This is a genomic window from Nakamurella lactea DSM 19367 (assembly GCF_000426645.1).
GTDB lineage: Bacteria > Actinomycetota > Actinomycetes > Mycobacteriales > Nakamurellaceae > Nakamurella > Nakamurella lactea.
On record NZ_AUFT01000008.1, the window covers coordinates 232,408 to 253,216 of the forward strand.

At 66.5% G+C, this 20,809-nt stretch carries 21 protein-coding genes; 16 read left to right on the forward strand and 5 right to left on the reverse strand.

Annotated features, from left to right (window positions below; translation table 11 throughout):
- Window positions 1–88 precede the first annotated feature (88 nt).
- The 10 genes from K340_RS0110970 to K340_RS0111015 all read left to right on the forward strand — a co-directional run bounded on the left by K340_RS0110970 (window position 89) and on the right by K340_RS0111015 (window position 9,295).
- Entirely contained in the window at window positions 89–1,066 is a 978-nt protein-coding gene (locus K340_RS0110970) for a Gfo/Idh/MocA family protein (protein ID WP_029136737.1), read from the forward strand.
- Complete coding sequence (locus K340_RS0110975) at window positions 1,063–1,794, forward strand: creatininase family protein (RefSeq protein ID WP_029136738.1); 732 nt, start codon at window positions 1,063–1,065, stop codon at window positions 1,792–1,794. The genes K340_RS0110970 and K340_RS0110975 overlap by 4 nt, the downstream gene beginning before the upstream one ends.
- Window positions 1,791–2,549: an amidohydrolase family protein gene (locus K340_RS0110980; protein WP_029136739.1), complete on the forward strand. Its 759-nt coding sequence runs from the start codon at window positions 1,791–1,793 to the stop codon at window positions 2,547–2,549. Before K340_RS0110975 ends, K340_RS0110980 begins: the two co-directional genes overlap by 4 nt.
- Window positions 2,549–3,430 carry an amidohydrolase family protein gene (locus K340_RS0110985; RefSeq protein ID WP_029136740.1) on the forward strand — a complete coding sequence of 294 codons (882 nt, stop codon included), beginning with the start codon at window positions 2,549–2,551 and terminating at the stop codon, window positions 3,428–3,430. Before K340_RS0110980 ends, K340_RS0110985 begins: the two co-directional genes overlap by 1 nt.
- The gene (locus K340_RS0110990; RefSeq protein ID WP_051265835.1) at window positions 3,427–4,167 is read left to right on the forward strand and encodes an amidohydrolase family protein; all 741 of its coding nucleotides are present in this window, start codon (window positions 3,427–3,429) and stop codon (window positions 4,165–4,167) included. Before K340_RS0110985 ends, K340_RS0110990 begins: the two co-directional genes overlap by 4 nt.
- A gap of 47 nt (window positions 4,168–4,214) precedes the next feature.
- Complete coding sequence (locus tag K340_RS0110995; RefSeq protein ID WP_084614271.1) at window positions 4,215–5,198, forward strand: dihydrodipicolinate synthase family protein; 984 nt, start codon at window positions 4,215–4,217, stop codon at window positions 5,196–5,198.
- Window positions 5,199–5,280: 82 nt separating this feature from the next.
- Window positions 5,281–6,651, forward strand: coding sequence for an ABC transporter substrate-binding protein (locus K340_RS0111000; protein ID WP_029136743.1), 1,371 nt, complete (start codon window positions 5,281–5,283; stop codon window positions 6,649–6,651).
- Between the two features lie 61 nt (window positions 6,652–6,712).
- Window positions 6,713–7,591: a carbohydrate ABC transporter permease gene (locus tag K340_RS0111005; protein ID WP_029136744.1), complete on the forward strand. Its 879-nt coding sequence runs from the start codon at window positions 6,713–6,715 to the stop codon at window positions 7,589–7,591.
- On the forward strand, window positions 7,575–8,507 hold the full coding sequence (locus K340_RS0111010) for a carbohydrate ABC transporter permease (protein WP_051265838.1): 933 nt from the start codon (window positions 7,575–7,577) through the stop codon (window positions 8,505–8,507). The genes K340_RS0111005 and K340_RS0111010 overlap by 17 nt, the downstream gene beginning before the upstream one ends.
- Window positions 8,508–8,548: 41 nt before the next feature.
- Window positions 8,549–9,295, forward strand: coding sequence for an aldose epimerase family protein (locus tag K340_RS0111015; RefSeq protein WP_029136746.1), 747 nt, complete (start codon window positions 8,549–8,551; stop codon window positions 9,293–9,295).
- A gap of 61 nt (window positions 9,296–9,356) precedes the next feature.
- Here the strand turns inward: K340_RS0111015 and K340_RS0111020 are convergent, their stop codons facing one another.
- From K340_RS0111020 to K340_RS37500, 3 genes are all read right to left on the reverse strand, one after another.
- Entirely contained in the window at window positions 9,357–11,117 is a 1,761-nt protein-coding gene (locus K340_RS0111020) for an FG-GAP repeat domain-containing protein (protein WP_161632090.1), read from the reverse strand.
- Between the two features lie 89 nt (window positions 11,118–11,206).
- A complete protein-coding gene (locus tag K340_RS0111025) occupies window positions 11,207–13,618 on the reverse strand; it encodes a hypothetical protein (RefSeq protein WP_154674194.1) in 2,412 nt (803 codons plus the stop codon).
- A 260-nt stretch (window positions 13,619–13,878) separates the two neighbouring features.
- On the reverse strand, window positions 13,879–14,046 hold the full coding sequence (locus tag K340_RS37500; protein WP_407662219.1) for a hypothetical protein: 168 nt from the start codon (window positions 14,044–14,046) through the stop codon (window positions 13,879–13,881).
- On the opposite strand from K340_RS37500, the gene K340_RS37000 reads away from it, so the two are divergent.
- From K340_RS37000 to K340_RS0111055, 6 genes are all read left to right on the forward strand, one after another.
- Complete coding sequence (locus tag K340_RS37000) at window positions 14,000–14,140, forward strand: hypothetical protein (RefSeq protein WP_245599525.1); 141 nt, start codon at window positions 14,000–14,002, stop codon at window positions 14,138–14,140. The two genes, K340_RS37500 and K340_RS37000, sit on opposite strands and share 47 nt — an antisense overlap.
- A gap of 355 nt (window positions 14,141–14,495) precedes the next feature.
- Window positions 14,496–15,605, forward strand: coding sequence for a putative F420-0 ABC transporter substrate-binding protein (locus tag K340_RS29250; RefSeq protein WP_037364019.1), 1,110 nt, complete (start codon window positions 14,496–14,498; stop codon window positions 15,603–15,605).
- The gene (locus tag K340_RS0111040) at window positions 15,605–16,660 is read left to right on the forward strand and encodes a putative F420-0 ABC transporter permease subunit (protein ID WP_084614273.1); all 1,056 of its coding nucleotides are present in this window, start codon (window positions 15,605–15,607) and stop codon (window positions 16,658–16,660) included. Before K340_RS29250 ends, K340_RS0111040 begins: the two co-directional genes overlap by 1 nt.
- Window positions 16,657–17,487, forward strand: coding sequence for an ABC transporter ATP-binding protein (locus K340_RS0111045; protein WP_211229384.1), 831 nt, complete (start codon window positions 16,657–16,659; stop codon window positions 17,485–17,487). Before K340_RS0111040 ends, K340_RS0111045 begins: the two co-directional genes overlap by 4 nt.
- Window positions 17,488–17,508: 21 nt before the next feature.
- Complete coding sequence (locus K340_RS0111050) at window positions 17,509–18,504, forward strand: TIGR03557 family F420-dependent LLM class oxidoreductase (protein ID WP_051265986.1); 996 nt, start codon at window positions 17,509–17,511, stop codon at window positions 18,502–18,504.
- A gap of 136 nt (window positions 18,505–18,640) precedes the next feature.
- Window positions 18,641–19,591, forward strand: coding sequence for a hypothetical protein (locus tag K340_RS0111055; protein WP_037364022.1), 951 nt, complete (start codon window positions 18,641–18,643; stop codon window positions 19,589–19,591).
- A gap of 46 nt (window positions 19,592–19,637) precedes the next feature.
- Here K340_RS0111055 and K340_RS34195 read toward each other — a convergent pair whose 3' ends face one another.
- Entirely contained in the window at window positions 19,638–20,243 is a 606-nt protein-coding gene (locus tag K340_RS34195) for a hypothetical protein (protein ID WP_029136753.1), read from the reverse strand.
- A 72-nt stretch (window positions 20,244–20,315) separates the two neighbouring features.
- Window positions 20,316–20,807: a tRNA (cytidine(34)-2'-O)-methyltransferase gene (locus K340_RS0111065; protein WP_029136754.1), complete on the reverse strand. Its 492-nt coding sequence runs from the start codon at window positions 20,805–20,807 to the stop codon at window positions 20,316–20,318.
- Window positions 20,808–20,809 lie beyond the last annotated feature (2 nt).

Genomic DNA, 20,809 nt, shown 5'->3' on the forward strand with positions numbered 1-20,809 from the left:
CGGCTTGAGCCGGACACCTTCTACTATCTCTGAGTGGACGAAGGTATCTTCGTTATTACGAAATATTGAGAATGCGAGAGTGGTGGACATGCAGGTCGATCTGGCGCTGGTGGGACTGGGCGAGATCGGCATCGGCGCCCACCTTCCCGCGCTGTTGCGTCATCCCGAGGTGCGCGTGGTCGCCCTGGTCGATCCCGTGCAGAGTCGCCGGGATGCCGCCCGGGCGATCGCGCCGGACGTCCCGGCGTTCGGGGATCTGACCGAGCTGCCGGTGGGAATGGACGGTGTCGTGCTGGCGACGCCGCCGTGGATTACCACCGGACTGGCCGCCCGGCTCGCCCACGAGGGTGTTCGTGTCCTGGCAGAGAAGCCGATTGCCGTCTCGACCGAGGCCGCGGCACCGTTGGCGGGTCTGCCGGCCGAGGCGGCAGCCAGGGTCCAGATCGGACTGACCTATCGACACGATCCGGCGATGGACGCGTTGAAGGCGCTGGTCGACTCGGGACGGCTTGGAAGCCCGCTGCTGGTGCGTGCGCACATCTACGACGAACGTCTGGATGCGGCTGACGTCGCACACAGCGAGCGAATTCAGTCCGCGTTGGCGCACGGAGTCCCGGTCATTCACGAGGGTGCGCACGTGTTCGACTGGCTCTCCCACCTGTTCGGTGGCGCCGGGGAGGTGCTGGACTGCTGGTCGATGCGTACCGACCCGGCCAATCTGGCCGACAACCTGACCGGTGGTCGGCTGCGGTATCCGGACGGCTCGACCGCGCTGGTCGAATTCGGCTGGTACACAGCGGCATTGCCAGTGTGCGAACTGAGCCTGCTTGGTTCCAACGGGCTGGTCGTGATGGATGCCCGGACCTTCGAGATGACTGTTCAACTCGATGGTCGCACCGAGATGATCAGCACGCCTGGTGACCGAACGCTCCGCTCATTCGACCGGCAGTTGCAGCGATTCGTGGAGCTGATCACCGGCCGGCGATCCGCACCCTCCCCGAGCATCGCCGACGGGCTGGACGCCTTATGGACTGCCGAAAGGATTGCCGCGGTGGCGGAGCGATGACAGTGCTGCACTGGGCTGAGACCGACCGGCAGACCCTGTCCGAGGTGCTGACTGAGGCGCTGGTCCTGCTCCCGATGGGCGCCACCGAGCAGCACGGCCGGCACCTACCGGCCGGCACCGATGCGATCATCGCGACCGCCGTCACCGAGCAGGCTGCCGCGCGGAGCGCGGCTGCGCAGGACCGACAATTGGTGATCGCGCCGACTCTGACCATTGGCGCGTCGGATCATCACCTGCCTTTCGGCGGGACGCTGTCGCTGTCGCCGGCAACGCTGCTGGCGGTGCTGTCCGACATCGTCGACTCGTTGGCAACCACGGGATGTCACCGGCTGGTGCTGGTCAACGGTCACGGCGGCAACGCCGGCATCTGTCAGGCCGCGGCTGGCGCCGCGGCGGCCCGCCATTCGATGCGGGTGGCGCACCTGGACTACTGGAATGTGCTCGCCCCCGGATCCGCACATCCGGTGCCCGGCCACGCTGGTGCGTTCGAGACGTCACTGATGATCGCGACCCGTCCCGACCTCGTTCGGCCGACGACCGGGCGCGGATCGCGGCCGCCGTACCCGGCGGTACAGGACGTCGGCCTGCACAGCGCGGCCGGTTGGCACCAGATCGACGGGTATACCGACGAACCGGAGTTGGCGACCGCTGAAATCGGCGCTCGCTGGCTCGAAGAAATCGTTGCCGGCATGTCCGGACGCATCGATGAACTGGCGAGGATGCTGTGATCGACTTCCACACCCACACACCCGCATGGCGCAGCGCGAGTTGGCTGGCCGGGGCGGCTTTCGACGCGGATGAGTTCATCAGTTTCATGGACGACAGCGGAGTGGACCGGGCTGTGGTGCTGAGCCACGACGGCTTGTTCGATCCGAGTTCGCAGGCCAATGACGAGCTCGCCGCCTTTGTGGCGCGGCATCCGCAACGGATGATCGGGTTTGGCTCGGTCAGCCCGCGGCGGCCCGATGCGGTCGTCGAGACCGAGCGGATGATGTCGGTACTCGGACTTCGCGGGATCAAACTCCACCCTTGGCTGCAGGGGTTCAGCCTGCATGAGGCAGCGCTCGACCCGATCTGCGAAACGGTGCAGGCCGCAGGCGGAATCGTGGTCTCGCACGACGGCACCCCGCCGTATTCGACGCCGGCTCAGATCGCCGCGCTGGCTCGTCGGCATCCCGAACTTCCAGTTGTGCTGGGTCACGGAGGGCTGCACGATTGCTGGCGAGAGGCCCTCGCTGCCGTTGCCCAGACACCCAATCTCTACCTGTGCATCTGCGGTACTCCTCCCTACGCCGCCCGGTACATTCTCGAACACGCACCACAGCACCGGGTGCTGTTCGGCACCGACGCGGGGCTTTCCGACAAACCCAGCCAGGACTACGCCGCGGCCCGGGTCAGGGAAATTGCCGGCTGGGGCATCACCGCCGACCAGCGCCAGGCGATGCTGGTGGACAATCCGCAACGACTGCTCGGGGGCCGATGATGATCGTCGACGTACACACGCACACTCCGACTCATCGGGACATGGTCCCGGAGTCGGAGCGCACAGAATTTGCGGCGTGGCGGACCGATCGACCGGTCGTGACCACGAACTCCTGGGCCGAATACGACACGACCATGGCCGATGCCGACGTCACGATTGCCTTCAACATCGACGTCGAAGACCCGGCCGGGTCGACCGGAATCCCGAGCTCGCCCGATCGGATCAACGAAGCGACCGCCGAGTTCGTCGCGGCCGATCCGACGCGTCGGCTCGGGTTCCTGTCGGTGAACCCGACCCGGCCGGACGCGATCGAGGAGGCGGAACGGTGGCGGCAGGCCGGCCTGGTTGGTGTCAAGCTCGGAGCCAACTACCAGGTGTTCGACCCGTTGTCCGACAAAGCGTTCGAGTTCTATTCCTACTGCGAGCGCAACGGCCTGCCCATCCTGTTCCATCAGGGCGCGTCGCCGATCAGGCATGCACCCCTGCGCTACACCTACCCGCTGGTCACCGACGAAGTGGCACTTGCCTTTCCGGAATTGCGGATCGTGATGGCGCATATGGGCCATCCATGGGGCCGCGAAACCGTGGTGACCATGCGCAAACATCCACACGTCTATGCCGACGTCTCCTCGATCTACCTGCGGCCGTGGGTCTGTTACGAATCGCTGCTGTCCGCGGTCGAATGGGGAGCCACCAGCAAACTGCTTCTAGGGTCGGACTTCCCGATCGCCACCACAGGGGAGGCCATCGCCGGCTTGCGGCGGGTCAATGAGATCCTGCAGGGCACTGCGCTGCCGAGGATCCCGACGGAACTGATCGAGCAGATCATCCACGCCGATGCGCTCGGCATGCTCGGCCTGACCTTGCCTGGTGCATCGTGATTATTGACGGTCACGTGCGGATCGGCCAGGGCCGCGAGGTCGAACTCACGGCCGATACCCTGTTGGACACGATGGACCGGCTCGGCATCGACCGGGCACTGGTCGCACCCGACGAAGCAGCGATCGCTTACCACAACCGCCGCGGAAACGACGCTGTCACCGCGGCAGCAGCATCTTCCGGCGGGCGACTACTGGCCTACGCGGTCGCCAACCCGTGGCGCGGCCGGGACGCACTGGACGAGTTGGACCGGGCCGCCGACCGCGGGGCCGTCGCCCTCGCGGTCGATCCGGTGTTGCAGGGCTTTGACCTGCTCGATGGCCTGTTGGTCCCGTTGCTGGAGTTCGCCGCCGCCAGGCACTGGCCGGTCTATGTGCGGACCGGGACGCCGCCGACCGCGCTGCCGATGCCGCTGGCACTGCTGGCAGGGCAGCATCCGGAGGTTCGATTCGTCATGGGCCGCAGTGGGGCGACGGACTTCTGGATCGATGCCGGACCGGCGCTGCGGCAGGCGCCGAATCTGGTCGGGGATACGTGTTACGCGCCTTGGGATACGGTGCTCGCCGCGCTGGCGGCAGACCCGGAGATCGGCGCCAATAGGCTGATGTTCTCCACTGACGCGCCCTACACGGTGTCCGCGACCGAACTCGAGCGGGTCACCGACTGGCCGTTGACCCAGGCCGAGCGGTTGGCGGTCCTCGGTGGCACCGTGGCCGCACTGCTCGGCCTGCAGATCTGACGGTAATGACTTCAGCTGAAGGGGATCCTGTGACCATAGAATCGAAGATGACTTCCGAATCCCGTACGACCGGATCGGAGCTGCAAGCCTCAGCTGCCGGGCCGAACCCGTCTGCTTCAGACCTCGTCCGCGGTATTTCGCCGGTGCTCGAAGTGCCGTTCACCGATGGCGGGGACGTCGATCTCGACGGCTTCGAACGGGTGGTCCAGTACGTGCTGGCCACCGGCGTGAGCAGCGTGATGTTCCCCGGGTTCGCTTCGGAATTTCACAAACTGTCTGAGCTCGAGCGGGACACGCTCACCGAGATTCTGCTGCGGCACACCAGGGATCGGCCCGACGTCTGTGCGATCGTCGCGGTCCAGGACCACGCCACCACGCTGGCAGTGGCGCGTGCCCGTAGTGTCATCGCTGCGGGCGCCGACATGATCAACCTGCTGCCGCCACACTTCCTGTCGCCGTCAAGGCGGGCGCTGATCGAACACGTCAGCGCAGTCCTCGAGGCGGTCGCACCGGCCGGGGTGATCATGCAGTACGCGCCGAAAGAGACCGGGACCAGTCTCGACGCCGCTACTCTGCGGATGATCGCCGCTGAGTCGACCAACCTGCGGATGGTGAAGGTCGAGTCCAGCCCACCGGGCAGTCTGATCCATGAGCTGGCCGCCGGGACTCCTAGCCTGCTGGCGGTGGAAGGCTATGCGGGGGTGCAACTCCCCGATGCCTTCCGCAGAGGGGCGGTCGGCAGCCAGCCGGGCTGCTCGTTCATCGAGATCTACCAGGAGATCTGGCGACGGTTCGCCGATGGCGACCTGGCCGGCGGCGATGCGCTGCACCGACGGCTACTGCCCTACATCTCCTACTGGATGCTCGACACCGAGTTGATCATTGCAGCCGAAAAGGAAATCTCGCGACGCCGCGGTCTGTTCGCGAGCGCCCGTTGTCGTGAGCCTGCCCATCGCCTGGACGCCGAGGAGCTCAGCATGATCGACCGCTTCATGGCTGAGTTCACAGACTTCATTTCGATCGGAGTCTGATCCATCGAGGCCGGTGACATCGGAAATCGGCTGAGCACCCGCACTTTCATCCGGCCCCACGGCCACAGCACAGGAGGAAGACATGCGAATCAAGAGACTTGCCGGGACCGCGGTGATTGCCGTTGTCGCGTTGATCGTCACCGGTTGCGGAAGTGATGACGAGGGCGCGGTGAGCCCGCCGGCTGCAGCCGCGGATGCTTCGGCGGATGCTTCGGCCGAGGCACCCGCCGCGGTGACCGGCGGCCCACTGGAGGTCGGGGTACTGACCGCCAAGGACACTCCCGGCATGAAGTTCTGGGAGGCGACCGGGGACGAACTGGAGCAGAGCTATCCGGGGACGAAGATGACCTTCACTTTCGCCAACACGGACGCCCGTCCGGCGATGGAGCAGCGATGGCGCTCCGGGAAGGGCCCGGACGTCGATTACGGCATGTTCGACGGCACCAATGCCGCCTTGATGGACTGGGCGAGCGAAGGTGATCTGCTCGACCTGACTCCCTACCTGCAGCAGAAGGATCCGGACTCCGGCAAGACCTGGCTGGACACCTTCAACCCCGCAGTGCGGAAGTTCATGCAGATGCCTGATGAGGGCAAGTACTACGGCGTGCCGACCGAGCTGTCCGCCGAGGTGCTGTTCTACAACGCGAAGATCTTCAAGGACAACAACATCGCACCGCCGGCCACCTGGGACGAGCTCCTGACCGCCGTCGACGCACTCAAGTCCGCCGGAGTGGATCCGATCGCGGTGTCGGGAATGATCGAGCCCTACATGGGGATGTGGAGCGACTATCTGTGGGCACGAGAGGTCGGATACGCCAAAACGCACGAGGTGCTCACCGAAGGTAAGGGGAGCATCTCCGACGACCCCGGGTTCCTTGCGGGGCTGACGAAGATCCAGGAGTTGCGCGACAAGGACGCCTTTCTGAGGGGTTTCGAGGGCACCGACTTCACCGCTGTCCAGACCCAGTTCTTCCAGGGGAAAGCCGGCATGATCCTGATGGGATCGTGGCTGGTGAGCGAGATGAAGGCGGTGATCCCGAAGGACTTCGACCTCGGCGTGGTCGCGTTCCCGACCATCGACGGTGCGAACGGTGATCAAGAGGCCATGCTCGGCACGATGCAGAACATCTCGATCAACGCGAACAGCGCGAACGTGCCGCTGGCCGTCGAATGGGCCAAGCTGGTCACCAGCGAGAAGGTCCAAACCGACCGCGCTAAGGCGACCGGCGAGGTGTCGGCAGTGCTGGGTGTGCCGAGCCCGGAAGGTATGCCCGGCATCGACAAGTTAGTGGCCGGAGCCGGATCGTTGAATCCGAGCTACTACGGGCTGCTGCAGTCGAAGGCGAACGACGTCGTCTATCCGGAGATTGCCAAACTGTTCTTCGGTAAGCAGGACGCCGACGCCACGCTGGCGGCCATCGACACCGGGCTGAAGCGGGTCTACGGGAACTGACCGACGCGAGAAGACGCCGGGCGGCGCGACAACGTCGCCCGGCGTCGCCATTGGAGACCGAATGCTCAGGCACGCTCAACGACGCATCATCCTCCCCTTCGTACTGCCGGCCGCCGCCCTGCTGGGGTTGTTCTTCGTCTATCCGCTGGTACGGACGGTAGTTGTTTCGCTGAGCGAGTACTCACGAACCGGGCGATCACATTTCGTTGGTCTGGACAAGTACCAAGAACTACTGCATGATCCGGCCTACGTCTCGACACTGAAGAACAGCTTCGTTTTTGCCCTGATCGGCGGCGTGCTGCTGTTCCCACTGTCCATCGCGATCGCCTGGGCGTTGAAGCAGCGACTGCGCGGCGAATCGTTCTTCCGGTTCTGCATCTTCGCCCCGGTGGTGTTGTCGGCAGCAGTTGTGTCGTTGATGTGGAAGTTTCTGTACAACCCCACACTGGGCCTGATCAATCCGGCCCTGGAAGGGATCGGGCTCGGTGGGCTGACCCGCGCGTGGCTCGGTGACCCGGCCACCGCTTTGCCGGCGATCGCCCTGACTGTCGTCTGGCAGGGGGTGGGGATCTGGGTGATCCTGATCTCCGCCGGATTCGAACGACTGCCCACCGAAGTCCTGGAGGCCGGACGGATCGATGGTGCCAGCGAGTGGCGGCTGTTCCGCAGCGTCATGCTGCCGATGATGCGTGACCTGTTCCGGGTGTTGGTGGTGCTGTGGATCGTCCAGGCCATGCAGGCATTCGCGTTCGTCCACATCATGACCGACGGTGGACCATTCGGGTCCAGCGACATTGTGGCCAACCTAATGTACCGAACGGCTTTCGACCAGGGCGATTTCGGTCTGGCCGCGGCTATGGGAATAGTGCTGGTGGTCGTCATGCTGGCGGTCGCGCTGCTGGTGAACAAGGTGATGAAGAGCCATGACATCGAATACTGAGCTTCGTCCCGCCGACCCGGGTGCGCCACCCGTCGGACCGGAGAAGACCGGTCGGCGGCGGCGGGAACCGCCGCCCGAGCGGGCCAGGTTCCGGCTGTTCCACCTGGTGCTCTACCTGTTCCTCGGCGGCTTGTCGGTTGCCGCCATCCTGGCGTTTCTCTGGGTGCTGAATGTTTCGTTCAAGACGGACCAGGAGTTCATCGGCACCCCGCCGTGGAGCCTGGCCGATTCGATCCGGTTGACCAGCTTCCGCGACGCCTGGGTCTCCGCGGACGTCGGACGCTACTTCTGGAACAGCGTCGTGGTGTCGGTGTCGGCCACCGCGCTGGGAATCGTGTTGGCCGTATTCGCCGCCTACCCGATCGCCCGGATCCCCTTCAAGTTCAGCGGGCTGGTGCTCGGGATGTTCGTCACCGGTCTGATGGTGCCGTGGATGGTCACGTTCATTCCGCTGTCGATGATCATCGACGACCTCGGGCTCTCGGACACCCACTTGGGGCTGATCCTCGTCTACGCGACCTACAACCTGCCTTTCAACATCTTCGTTCTGGTCGGATTCATGAAGACCCTGCCCAAGGAACTGGAAGAAGCTGCGGCGGTGGACGGTGCCGGGCCGACCCGTACCTTCGCGAGCATCATCATGCCGTTGCTCGGCCCCGGTCTGTCGTCGGTGGCCATCATCAGCTTCCTGAACAACTGGAACGAGTTCTTCTACGCCCTGGTGCTGATCCACAGCGAGGAGAAGGCGACCCTGCCCCTCGGGCTGTTCCAGCTGAGCCAGGCCGCGGAGTACGGCAGCCAATGGCCGAAGCTGTTCGCGGGCATGATCATCACCGCGGTACCGGTACTGCTGGTCTACGGTCTGCTGCAACGACGAGTCACCGCGGGGCTCACGGTGGGCGCAGTCAAGGGCTGATGCGCTCCCAGAACCGCGCTGAGCCCGGTGACCGTGTATCAGTGGATGCGATCGACGGCGCCCGCATCACCGAACTGGTACTGGGCCATCACTCAATGTTGGTGCCGCATGACTCTCACGACGCCCTGGGATGGGGGGCCTTCGTGATGGCGCCGTGGACCGGGTTGCTGCGGGACCGCACATTGACGGTAGCTGGGCAGCCTTACCCGCTGTCGGGCAGCTTTCCGGACTCCGCAGGGCACCTCGCCCATCACGGAGTGGCCCGAGGGTCGGCCTGGCAGCGGATCGGCGATGGTGCCTGGCGATGCGAAATGGCACCGCCGTGGCCGCTCGGGGGTTCGGTGGAACAGCGATTGTGGCTCGGAGCCGGGCACCTACGCATCGAGCTGTGTCTGATTGCGGGTGACGGTCCGATGGTGGCCGCGCTCGGTTGGCACCCATGGTTCCGGCGCCGCCTGGATGTCGGTGACGAGGTGCAGGTCGAGGTCGATCCGGCCGCGCAGCAACAACAGCGGGACTCTCGCGGTGTCCCTACCGGCAGTTGGGAACGCTTGTCGGCGCCCCCCTGGGACGAATATCTGCGAACCGGTGCACCCGTGACTCTCCGCTGGCCGGGTGCGGGAGCGTTGCAGATCTGTTCCACGACCGAGTACCTGATCGCATACACGGCGCACCCGGACGGAGTGTGCGCCGAACCGGTCACCGGACCAGCAGAACAGCTTGCCGAGATGGCCGCGGGCGAGCAACTGACGTTGATCATCGATCTGCGATGGAAGCCCGAAACGTAAAGGCCCCGAGGACCTCGCGTCCTCGGGGCCCTCGCGTTCCGAACCGGTGGCCAGGGGTCGGTTACGTCACCGCCAAATTCAGCGCGCCGTCCCAACCTGAGCCGGCCGGTCTGCGAGGAGTGGACCACGGATTGCCGCCTTCCGGCCCGGTGTTGGGATAGATCCAGAGATCTGAGCCCTCCTTGATCACCAGATCTGGCCGGCCGCTTGCGGTGGTATCGCCGAGGTCGATCGCGGTGGCGCCGGACCAATCACCTGGGATGTTCACCGGTACGGTCGAGACGCCTGTGGGATACAGCCACAGCGAGCCGTCTTTCTCCAGGTCGATCAGATCGTCGATGTGGTCGCCGTCGACGTCTGCCAGGGCCAGCAGCCGGGCGGTGTTCCAGCCGCTGCCCGCCCACATCCGGGAATTCCATGGAAAGCTCTGGCTGCTGCCGTTACCCGGGTAGACCCAGAGGTTGCCCTGAGCGTCCCGGCCCAGGACATCGGCCTTGCCGTCGCCGGTGAGTTCACCCAACAGGATGGACGTCATGGTGTTCCAGCCGAAGCCGGCGCGATACCGCGAGTCCCACGGGGACCCGGAGGTGGATCCGTTGTGCGGGTAGACCCACAGGGTGCCGTTGTCGGTGCTCGGGTCCCTGGTGACCAGATCCGGTCGACCATCGCCGGTGACGTCTGCTGTTCGAACCAGGTCGATGCCGACCCATTCGGTCCCCGCGGCCACCCTGTCGGTCCAGGGCGGCCCGCCGGTCGAATGGTTGTTGGGATAGATCCACAGGTCCGAGCCGCTGGGGACCCGGCCCACGATGTCTGGCTTCCCATCGCCGTTGACGTCGCCGATCTGCAGCGTGTCCGTATAGCCCCACCCGTTCCCAGCAGCCAGCCTGGGCGCGGTGAACGGCTGGCCCAAGCCGTTGTTCGGATATATCCACAGGGCGCCGGTGGGGTCCAGGGCGATCAGGTCGGGTTGCTGATCGCCGGTCACGTCGGTCAGTGCCAGAGTGTCTGCCCAGTTCCAGTCCGCTTCGCTGATTCGATCCGGCGCGGTCGTCCACGGGTTGCCGGTGGTGGACCCGTTGTTGGGATAGACCGCGAGATGGTCGTTGCTGTCCCGGATCATGATATCCGGGTGACCATCGCCGGTGAAGTCTGCCAACCGAATGTCCTTGGCCAGGTTCCAGCCGGTGCCCGCGGCGAAGACGGACGTGTACGGGTTGCTGGTAGTCGATCCGTTGTGCGGATACACATTCAACAACCCCGAGTCGCGAGCAGGATTCCGGGCCACGATGTCCGGTCGGCCGTCATCGGTGACGTCGGCGAGCTGGATGGTGTTGACCGTGTTCCAGCCGTTGCCGGCGGCATAGCGGTTCGTCCACGGATCGGCGCTGCCGGAGCCATCGTTCGGGTAGATCCACAGCGTTCCGTTGTCCAGACCGGGCTCGCGGGCCAAAATGTCAGCCAGGCCGTCGCCGGTGATGTCGGCCAGCAATAGGATGTCGGCGAAGTCCCAGGCGGCAGCGGTGTTCAGCGGAGCTTCGGTCCACGGGTCGGATGTGGTTGAGCCGTTTCCGTAGTGGGTGCGGAGCTGGCCCGCACCCGGCCCCGACTGCCTGACCACCAGGTCGGACCAGTGGCCCGTACCGGCGCTGGTCTCGGCTCCATCGGTGGTCCGGCCGGCCTTCGGCGTCGTACCCGCGCGGTCATGTCGGGCAACCGGTGCCTTATGTCTCGACGGCAGCTTGAGGGCGTGTGCCGGGGGATCGGCGTCGATCGTCGGACCGGCCGTGTCCGGACCGGCGCCAGCCAGTGGCGCGGTCACGATGCCGCCGAGCATAAGCGCCACACTTATGACGATTGCGGTGGCCGGCCGGGGGAGTCGCCGGGACAGCCGATGAGTCCGGTCGGTGTTCACAGGTCGATCGTCTCCTTATGACCGAGGGGATGCGTTTTGCCGTTGACCCGCAGCCGTCTTGCGCCGGCCAGCGCTGCGGTGTGCACGGTGATACCCGCCGGCCGGTGATGCCAGCTGCCGTGCACCGTCAGGTCGACAGTGCGACCGTCGGCGGACCTTTGGATGCGGAGGTCGATCGGCCCGAACCGGGTCGGCATCCGATCGAACCGAGTCTGGCTGTCGGTGACCCAACCTTGTGGGCACATCCGCAGCAGGTGCAGCCGGTCCGGGTCGATGTCGTCGTCGACCACCGCATGCCGGAGCGACCACACGATCAATGGGTGGGCAAAAAGGTTGCCGTAGATCGCATTGCGGTGTTCGCAGGAGATGAAGGTGTCCTGCGAGAGAGCCCCGGTGACCAGTCCGTACATCCCTTCCAGATAGCGAACTCGGTCGCCGAGCTGCCAGTTGTGCATCATGCTCCAGCTGTAGCAGGGCTCACCCGACCCGACTTCGTGTTGCAAGATCACTCGATCGAGAGCGTTGTGGTGCGCCTCGTCGAACAATGCGACGTCCGGGCCGGATCGGAAGAAGTCCAGGAACGAAACCATCAATGGGTCAGACGCGGGCATCAGGCCGGCCCAGACCGACATCAGCGGGCCGGTATCGTACCGGGTCATTCCCTCCCACGGAGTCGCCTCGTCGGTGAAACTCGGCTGCAGGACCGGCTGCTTAAGGCCCGTTGCATCCGTCCAGGTCCTGGCGCCCTGAGCCATATCGCGCAGTGCCTGCTGATAGACCGAGCGGAATCGGGCGGCGAAGGCCGCGAATTCGTGAGCCCGTGGATGGCGGACTCGGCGCAGCAGCGCGATCGCCGAAGTGAGCCCTTTGTAGGTGAAGCACTGGATGTTGACACCCTGGGTGTCGATCGTTTCGTCGGTGGCGAACCCTGGCGGCATCAGTCCTTTCACGCCATTGTGATTGGTCATCGCGCAGGCCTGGACGATGAAATCGCAGGCCTTGACGATCGGATCCAGCCAGCGGTCGATGAATGCCTTCCGGTTCGTCAACAGTGCGTGCACGGAAATGGTCTCCAGGATGGCGCCGTGGTCGCTGAGCCAATCAATGGCCTGCAACTGTTTCGGTGTCGAGAGGAAACCCGGATAGTTGCCGCCGGCGAAAATGGTGCCCGGCGGCACCCGGCTGCCTTGCGACTCGTGGTAGATCTCGATGTGCTGCTCGACCACGTCGTGGTAGCCGAGCAGATCCAGGAACATGTGGCTGACCATCGAAGTGGGCGTACTCCACAGCACGTCGTAGGCGTACGAGCCGGACAAGAAGGTGTACAGGCCGGTATCGGTGCTTTTCTCCGCGACCACTTGCGCCAATTGCGGACCCCGCCGCAGTAGCTGGTTCAGGTGATCCTCCGGGGTTTGGACGTCGGCGACGGTTGCCGCCTTGGGAGCCCAAAAGCTCTCGCATTCAGCAAGTGCGGCGGCTCGGCCTAGGGCGAACTCCGCCCTCGCCTCGTCCGCCGGGGCAACCATCATCGGGACCATGATGTCGACTGCGGTGCCGACCTCGGCCGGCAGTCCCAGCCGAAGGTCGTAGATCCCTTCGTTAGTGTTGGGTGTCAGCGCGATCGAGCCGCCCTGCGGGGTACCGACCATCAATCGGATGTTGTCGTCGGAATCGAAGACCGGTACCGACATTGGCTTGCCGGTCGGGTTGTAGATTCGGTCGGTCCGCAGCGGTCCGGCCATCGGCGCCAGCTCGGGCATCAGATAGACCTCGACGCCGTGCTGTTGGTCGAACGGTCCGTTGAATTTGGCGAATGCCTTGGACAGCCACAACCCGACGGTGAATTCCTTCGGTGCCTTCACCTCGTCGACGTGAACTATTTCGAATCGCATCCAGGCATAGAGCGGTTCGACCGCGGTGTCCACGTCCTGTCCGCCTGGTAGGTGGGCAAACACCGATTGGCGCAGCACCACCCCTTCCTGGCGGCGGTACTCGGTCCACAGCACTGGAGTCTGTTGGTCGGTAGCCCAGCCCTGTTTGCGATAGCCGAGATCCTCGTCCCACATGGCCTGGTCGTGGGTGGGGAACGGATTCCAGGAGCCGTCGCGTCGCGGCATGGTGACCGTGAGCTGGAAGTTCTTGCCAGCGTATGGCTGAACGTTCGGCTTCGCCGCCATGACGGTGCTCGGTTCACAGACCATCGTGCCGTTGTAGAAGCAGTTGAAACGGAACATGTGTCCTTTCCAACCTATCGGCGTCCACACCTGGCGAGCCGGATGCCACCAGTGTTTGGCGGCGTCGACATTCGGTTCGGGCGCTCCTGGCCGCAACGGTGTGTCCAGGATGGTGTCGGCGGCAGCCGCGCTCACCCCCCACGGCGAGGTGGCGGCCAACGCGCCTGTCGCCATTGCTCCGCCCGTTAATTGCAGTGCTCTTCGTCGGGAGATGCTTTCTGCCATGTGGTCCTCCTGAGGGATGTGCCTGCCAGAACGTTTCGATATACGGAAACTATGTCTCTTATGTCGGACATGATTGTGGCAGGGTGTGGAGCGCTTGGCAATGGTTCGAACCAAAGTTGCCGTGACCCGGACGAACGGCATTGCGGTGATTCAGGATCGCTTCAGGCTTGGCCCAATCGTGTCGGTTCCGCATCCGCGCGGGCCGAGGACTACGCCGATGCGAATCCCAGCGTCATCGCCCGCGCACCTCCAGAAAGGTGAGGATCGCGCGCACTCGCCGGGTTCGCATCGGACGATTCGGGGACGACGAGCTTGGCGAAAGTGCTGCCGATGTGTGTCTCGACCGTGCGCGCCGACAAGAACAACCGGGTGCCGATCGCCGGGTTCGACCAGCCCTCTGCCCTCAGGGCGAGTACATCGACCTCGCTCGGGGTCAGCGCCCCCAGCGCCGTCTGGGCCGCTCGCGACTGACCCGAGCAGACGCTGCTGTCGCCAACGCCGAGCTCCAGGAGCGGAACGCCTCAACTGCGTCGGCCTGGTCGCCGCCCGGTATGACGCCCTGACCGGCGAAGATTCATCCGGACTGCGACCAGTCCGGCATATCTGTCATCAAAAGCCGGTTTCGCGCTACTGGTCTCAGCTGGGCTGAATCGGTCGGGCGCGGGGAGCGCCAACGCCGGGGGCGAAGCCTCAATCGATGGTCGTATGATTCGACGCAGTGCCCGGGCGGATCTGGTCCGGGCCAGGAAGGCCCTCCCTTTGCGTGCCGTCCGCCCTGCCCGCCTCTTGTGCGGGTCCGGCAGTGCACTGTCCCGGAGGTCTCCGCATGCCCCCCGTTGTTCCTCGCTCGCCCGCCGGTCGCGCCCACCGTCGGCGGGTTCTCGTCATTCCGTTGATCGTCATCGCCCTGCTGAGCGCGGCCTGTGCCTCACCGGCGTCGAATGCCGCCGGAACGGCCGTCCCGACCGCGCCGCCGACCGGCGCATCATCGTCCGGCACCGCGCCGACCGGCGCGTCACCGTCCGGCACCGCGGGGCCGCCCGCGGCCCAAGCCGGCTTCCCGGTCACCATCGACAACTGCGGCACCCAGGTCACCGTCGACGCGCCGCCACAACGGATCCTGGCCATCAAGTCCACCTCGCTGGAGCTGCTGCTCGCCCTCGGGGTGGGTGACCGGGTGGTCGGCCAGGCGTTCGTCGACAGCCCGGTTCCGGCGCAGTGGACCGCGGCCGCCGGCAAGATCCCGGTGATCTCCGACCAGGCGCCGGCGCAGGAACCGGTGCTCGAGCTGGAACCCGACCTCATCGTCGCCGGCTGGGAGTCCAACCTGGCGGCCGACACGGCCGGCAAGCGCGACACGTTGGCCGCCAAGGGAATCGCCAGCTACGTGTCCCCGGCGGCCTGCAAGGAGAAGCAGTACCAGCCGGCGAAGCTGACCTACCAGCTGCTCTTCGACGAGTTCGCCGAGCTCGGCCGGTTGCTGGGTGTCTCCGACAAGGCCGCGGCGTTGATCGCGCAACAGCAACAGCTGCTCACCACGGTGCAGAAGGCGAAGGCCGGCACCACCGCACTGTGGTGGTCGTCCGGGACCGACACCCCGTACGTCGGTGCCGGTATCGGCGCCCCACAGATGGTGATGGACGCCGCAGGGCTGACGAACATCGCGGCCGACGTCAAGGACACCTGGACGTCGCTCGGCTGGGAGCCGATCATCGCGGCGAACCCGGACGTGATCGTGCTGGTCGACGCGTCCTGGAACCCGGCGACGAAGAAGATCGCGGACCTGCAGAACAATCCGGCGACCGCCCGGCTGGACGCGGTCGTCCACCATCGGTACATCGTCGTCCCGTTCGCGGCCGCCGAGGCCGGCGTCCGGTCGGTCCAGGCGGCCGTCGACGTCGGCGCGAAGGCGCGACAGCTGGGGTTCGGCGACTGATGGTCACCACCGCATCCAGGACCAGCCGGCCCACCGCCACCAGGCGGCGCCGGGCCGGCGTGTGGGGCTGGGCGATCGTGCTGGCGGCCGCGCTGCTGCTGACCCTGACCTTCGCGGTCACCGTCGGCTCGGCCGGCATCGGCATGGTGGACGTTTGGCGCACCGTGGCCGCGCACCTGCATCTCGGCACCAGCCCGCTGAGCCCGATCCGGGACGGCATCGTCTGGGATCTGCGGCTCACCAGGGTGCTGACGGCGGCCGCGGTCGGCGGCGCGCTCGCCATGTCCGGCGCGGTGATGCAGGCGATCACCCGCAACCAGCTCGCCGATCCGTACCTGCTCGGGCTGTCGTCCGGGGCCTCGCTCGGCGCGGTCGCGGTACTGATGCTCGGCGTCGGCCTGCTGCTGCCGGTCGCGGCATTCCTGGGCGCCCTGCTGGCGCTGGTCACCACCCTGCTGCTGGCGCGCAGCCTCGGGCCGATCTCGCCGTCGCGGACGATCCTGGCCGGGATGACGGTCTCCGCGCTGGCCTCCGCGATCGCCTCGATGTTGATCTTCTGGAACGTCACCGGCGATTCCTACCGGGAGATCCTCAACTGGCTGCTCGGCTCGTTGGCCGGATCGGACTGGACCACCACCTGGACGGTGTGGCTCGCGCTGCTCGTGGTCGGGGTACCGCTGGCGGCCAGCGGCCGGCTGTTGGACGCCTTCGTCTTCGGCGACACCGCCGCCGCATCACTGGGCATCAACGTGTCCGGAGCCAGGTGGCTGCTGCTCGGCTCCACCGCGCTGCTGACCGGCGTGGCCGTCTCGGTGTCCGGGTCGATCGGATTCGTCGGGCTGGTGCTGCCGAATGCGGTGCGGCTGGTGGTCGGCTTCCGGCATCGGGTACTGCTGCCGGTCAGCGCCGTGGTCGGCGCGATCTTCATGGTCTGGGTGGACACCGGCGCCCGCACCCTGTTCGAGCCGCGGGAACTGCCGGTGGGCATCATCACGGTGCTGGTCGGTGCGCCATTGTTCGCGATCGTGTTGTGGCGCAACAGGAGCCGATCATGACCGAGTCGAACATGACGGGGTCGGACATGACGGGATCGAACAGGGTCCTGTCGGTCGCCGGGCTGACGTTCTCCGTTGGCCGCAAGACCCTGGTCGACCACGCGGCGTTCTCGGCGCCGGCCGGCCGGATCATCGCCCTGGTCGGGCCGAACGGTGCCGGCAAGTCGACCCTGATGCGGATGATCAGCGGCGCGCTGCCGGCCGAGCGGCCGGAGCTGGCCGAGGTGAGCCTGGGCGGCGAGAACCTACTGCGGCTGTCCAGGCGGGAGCGGGCCCGCCGGGTCGCCCTGGTCGAGCAGCAGGCCAGCACCGAGTTCGCCGTGACGGTCGAGCAGGTGGTCGCCCTGGGGCGGACCCCGCACCGCGGCTGGTGGGCGGCAGAGTCCGACGGCGATGTCGTCGAGGCTGCCATGCAGCGGGCCGGCGTGACGCAGTGGGCACGGCGGCTGCTCGGCACCCTGTCCGGCGGCGAGCAGCAACGGGTCCAGCTCGCCAGGGCGCTGGCTCAGCAGCCCCGGCTGATGCTGCTCGACGAACCCACGAACCATCTGGACGTCGCTGCGCAGCTCGACATGTTCGGCCTGCTCCGCGAGCTCGCCGATGTCGAGGGGATGACCATTCTCGTTGCGTTGCATGATCTTTCCGCCGCAGCGGCGCATTGTGACGAGGCAGTGGTGCTCGACGCCGGCCGGGTGGTCGCCGCCGGCCCGGTCACCGAGGCACTCGACCCGCTGGTCCTTGAGCAGATCTACGGCGTGCGGGTCGACGTGCTGCTGCATCCGCGGACCCAGCGACCGGTGATCGTCTTCAGCCGGGGCGCCGGCTAGCCGGTGCCCTATCCTGACCCGGTGCCGTCGCGAGTGGGTTGGGTCTTGCCGATCGATCGGGTGCCGCCGCGTGACGCGGTGACCCTGGCCGAACAGGCCGACGCCGCCGGCTTCCGGGGTGTCCTCGCCTCCGACCTGTTCCAGCCGTGGCTGCCCAGTCTTGGACAGGCGCCCTTCGTCTGGAACCTGTTGTCGGCCATCGGCGAACACATCTCCGGTGACCTCGCCCCGGGGATGACGGTACCCGGCTATCGGCTGCATCCCGCCGCGCTGGCGCAGGCCGCGGCGACCTTGGCGGCCCTGCATCCCGACCGGGTGTGGTTGTCCGTCGCGCCCGGCGAGGCGATCAACGAGCACGTCACCGGGACGGTCTGGCCGGAGGCACCCGAACGGATCGAGCGGATGTTCGAGGCCATCGAAGCGATCCGGCGACTGTTCACCGCGTCGGCATCGGGTCGCGACAGCCGTTACGGCGGGGCGTTTGTGACGCTCGAGACGGCTCGGCTGTGGACGGTTCCGCCGACCCCACCGCGGGTGCTGGTTGCCACCGGTGGCCCGGTCACCGCCAGGCGTGCCGGCCGGGTGGCGGACGGCCTGCTGGCCCTCGGGGTCCGGCCGGACCAGGCGCGCCGGCTGCTGCAGCGCCTGGACGAGGGCGCCGAGAGTGCCGGGCGGGATCCGGCCGGGCTGCTCCGCGTCGCACATGTCAATGTCAGTTGGGCGCCCGACCAGGAGCAGGCGGTGCAGCAGGCGCTGACGAGATTTCCCATCGGGGCCATGCGATTCGCCCGGGGCGACCTGCGCTCGCCGCTGCTGGTCGAGCAGATCGCGGCGTTGGTCAGGGCGGATGACCTGGACGACCGACTGCTGGTCGCGACCGACCCGGATCGTCACGTCGTGCTGTTGAAGCAGTTCCTGGACGCGGGATACGACCAGGTCTACGTGCACAACGTGGGCGACAACCACGCCGAGTTCATCGACATGTTCCGATCCAGGGTGCTGCCGGCGGTGGGTTGATCGCGGTCCGAGGTCCGGTAGCGACCCCGCTGGTGTCGAGTGGGGGTGGTCGGAACGTCACTCCTGCATCGCCTGGTGCGGATAGAGTTCGGCCTGTTGGAGTTGTTGCGCTGCCGGACGTATGGGGGTCTGCGTGATGGGCGGAGGCGATGTCGGCGCACGCGGGCAGTGCGGCGACCGGGTCCGGATGCGCCCCAAGGGCTGGATGGCTCGTCGGCTGACCGGGTTCCTCGGGGTGCTGGCCGCGGTGCTGTCCACCGTCACCGGGTGCTCCGGAGTGCCGGACCGGACCGATCTGGCCGCGGCGATCACTGCTGAGTTGCGTCAGCTGCCGGGGGTCGACGACGTGGTCGGCGACTACCAGAACGGGATGACGAGCGGGCAGTCGTACAACGTACGGGTCAGGTTCACCCCCGCGGTGGCCGCTGACGAGGTGAATACCCTTGTCGCGCTGTACTTTTCCCGGCTCGCCGACCCGAAGCTCGATGGTCACACCTCGAGTCTGAACGCCAGGATCGACGACAGCTCGATGACGTTCTTCTCCGGACGGACCCGCCCGGATCCGCCGCTGACCATCTTTCAACGTTGGTACACGCTGACCGGAGCGCTGGACGGCCCGTTCGGCTGGTCGATGGCGTCGGAGGGGGACCTGAACCTGATCGAATATTCGCCCGCGGGCGGTGTCGATGCCGCTGTCGAGCAGCTCCGGACCGTCGCACCCGATCTGCAGCACGGCGTGCACTGGAAGATCCGCCGGGACCGGACGACGGTGGCCATGCAGGACGGCTTTCTCACCGGGCCGGTGGCCGCGCTGGCCGAGGCGTTCGCCGCGACACACCGTCAGTGGAACATCGAAGCCGATCCGGCCATCGCGCCGGGCCTGGCCATGGCCGTCTGGAAAGGCGAGGCCGAGGCGCTCGAGCCGACGGCCCGCACGGATCTGTTGGCGATTGCCGCGCTCGGTACTCCCGTTCGATACACGCTGAAAGTCGGTGGGGGCCCGCACCTTCAGGTGTTCGTCGGCGGCTGCGAACCGGACGGAACGGGCCTGCAACAACAGCTCAACACCGAGTTCGGTTCCTGCTGACGGCTCGCCGACACCATCCCGGAGTCCGGCTGCTGCGCCGGATCCGTCAGTCGACGTCCCAGGCCGATCGGGCGCGAGCGGCGGCGTCCAGGATGAGCTGGGTGTCGAGGTCGTGTTCGGTGAACTCGATGCCCTGATCGGTCCACTGGCAGGCGACCTTCATCGGTCCGGCCGGCGGCAGCGGCCACAGCCAAAAGCTGGTGTCCACCGACCGCATACCGCCGCCTCCGCCACCGACGACCAGTACCGGGTGATCGGGCGTCCATAGCCGATCATCGGGGGGAGTGTCGGGCCAGGCATCGACGTTGGTGACCCGGCGGCCGTCAGCGAATTCGAAGCCCCACTGCAACCCGCCCGGATTGCGGCGGGGAACGGTGCCGCGACGACCCGGATGACGGAACACCTCGCTGTGCAGATCGTGCGGGACGAGCCGGCCCCTGACCCGCACGGCGAACTGCATTTGCAGGCCCTGCGAGAAGGCCCGGATTTCGGACAGCATCACCACGGTGCTGTCCGAGCGACCCAGCACCAGCTCGAGGGGAACGACTCCGGGGAGCACGTCCTCCGGAGGATTCAGCCAGACCGGCCCTTGCGGTTCGTCGAACAACTCGTCGTCCTCGGGCGGTCCGGACGGCTCCGGGAAGAAAGCCACGTCGAGCTCCTCTCGTGCTGTGCACCCGCCGCCGGGCGGCGAGGGGTGACCGAGCACGCTCCAGTGTGCGCGTCAGCCCTCGATGACGCCCGCGCCGGCGCCGGTCGCGCCGGCGAAGCCGTGCTGGCGCCAGGCCTCGTAAACCACGATCGCGGCGGCGTTCGACAGGTTGAGCGACCGGCGGGCCGGCAGCATCGGGATCCGGGCGGTGCCGGTGATCCGTTCGTCCTCCACCACCGCCGCAGGCAGCCCGGTCGGCTCGGTGCCGAACAGCAGCACATCCCCCGGCAGATAGGCGATATCGGCATAGCCCGTTGTGGCGCCGGTGGTGAACGCGAACACCCTCGCCGGAAGTAGCGATTCCCAGGCGGCGTCGAGGTTCTCGTGCACCGTTACCGACGCCAGGTCGTGGTAGTCCAGACCGGCTCTGCGCAATTTCGCATCAGACAGGTCGAAGCCCAGCGGCCCGATCAAATGCAGTTCGCAGCCGGTGGCCGCCGCGGTGCGAATCGCGTTGCCGGTGTTCGGCGGGATCCGCGGTTCGAGGAAGGCGAGTCGGAACACGT

Coding starts and splice junctions, on each gene's coding strand:
- K340_RS0110975 (WP_029136738.1), top strand. CDS start 1,063: ATGACAGTGCTGCACTGGGCTGAGACCGACCGGCAGACCCTGTCCGAG.
- K340_RS0110985 (WP_029136740.1), top strand. CDS start 2,549: ATGATCGTCGACGTACACACGCACACTCCGACTCATCGGGACATGGTC.
- K340_RS29250 (WP_037364019.1), top strand. CDS start 14,496: ATGCCCCCCGTTGTTCCTCGCTCGCCCGCCGGTCGCGCCCACCGTCGG.
- K340_RS0110970 (WP_029136737.1), top strand. CDS start 89: ATGCAGGTCGATCTGGCGCTGGTGGGACTGGGCGAGATCGGCATCGGC.
- K340_RS0111000 (WP_029136743.1), top strand. CDS start 5,281: ATGCGAATCAAGAGACTTGCCGGGACCGCGGTGATTGCCGTTGTCGCG.
- K340_RS0110995 (WP_084614271.1), top strand. CDS start 4,215: ATGACTTCCGAATCCCGTACGACCGGATCGGAGCTGCAAGCCTCAGCT.
- K340_RS0111055 (WP_037364022.1), top strand. CDS start 18,641: ATGGGCGGAGGCGATGTCGGCGCACGCGGGCAGTGCGGCGACCGGGTC.
- K340_RS0111025 (WP_154674194.1), bottom strand. CDS start 13,618: ATGGCGACAGGCGCGTTGGCCGCCACCTCGCCGTGGGGGGTGAGCGCG.
- K340_RS0111010 (WP_051265838.1), top strand. CDS start 7,575: ATGACATCGAATACTGAGCTTCGTCCCGCCGACCCGGGTGCGCCACCC.
- K340_RS0111045 (WP_211229384.1), top strand. CDS start 16,657: ATGACCGAGTCGAACATGACGGGGTCGGACATGACGGGATCGAACAGG.
- K340_RS0111005 (WP_029136744.1), top strand. CDS start 6,713: ATGCTCAGGCACGCTCAACGACGCATCATCCTCCCCTTCGTACTGCCG.
- K340_RS0111040 (WP_084614273.1), top strand. CDS start 15,605: ATGGTCACCACCGCATCCAGGACCAGCCGGCCCACCGCCACCAGGCGG.
- K340_RS37000 (WP_245599525.1), top strand. CDS start 14,000: ATGTGTGTCTCGACCGTGCGCGCCGACAAGAACAACCGGGTGCCGATC.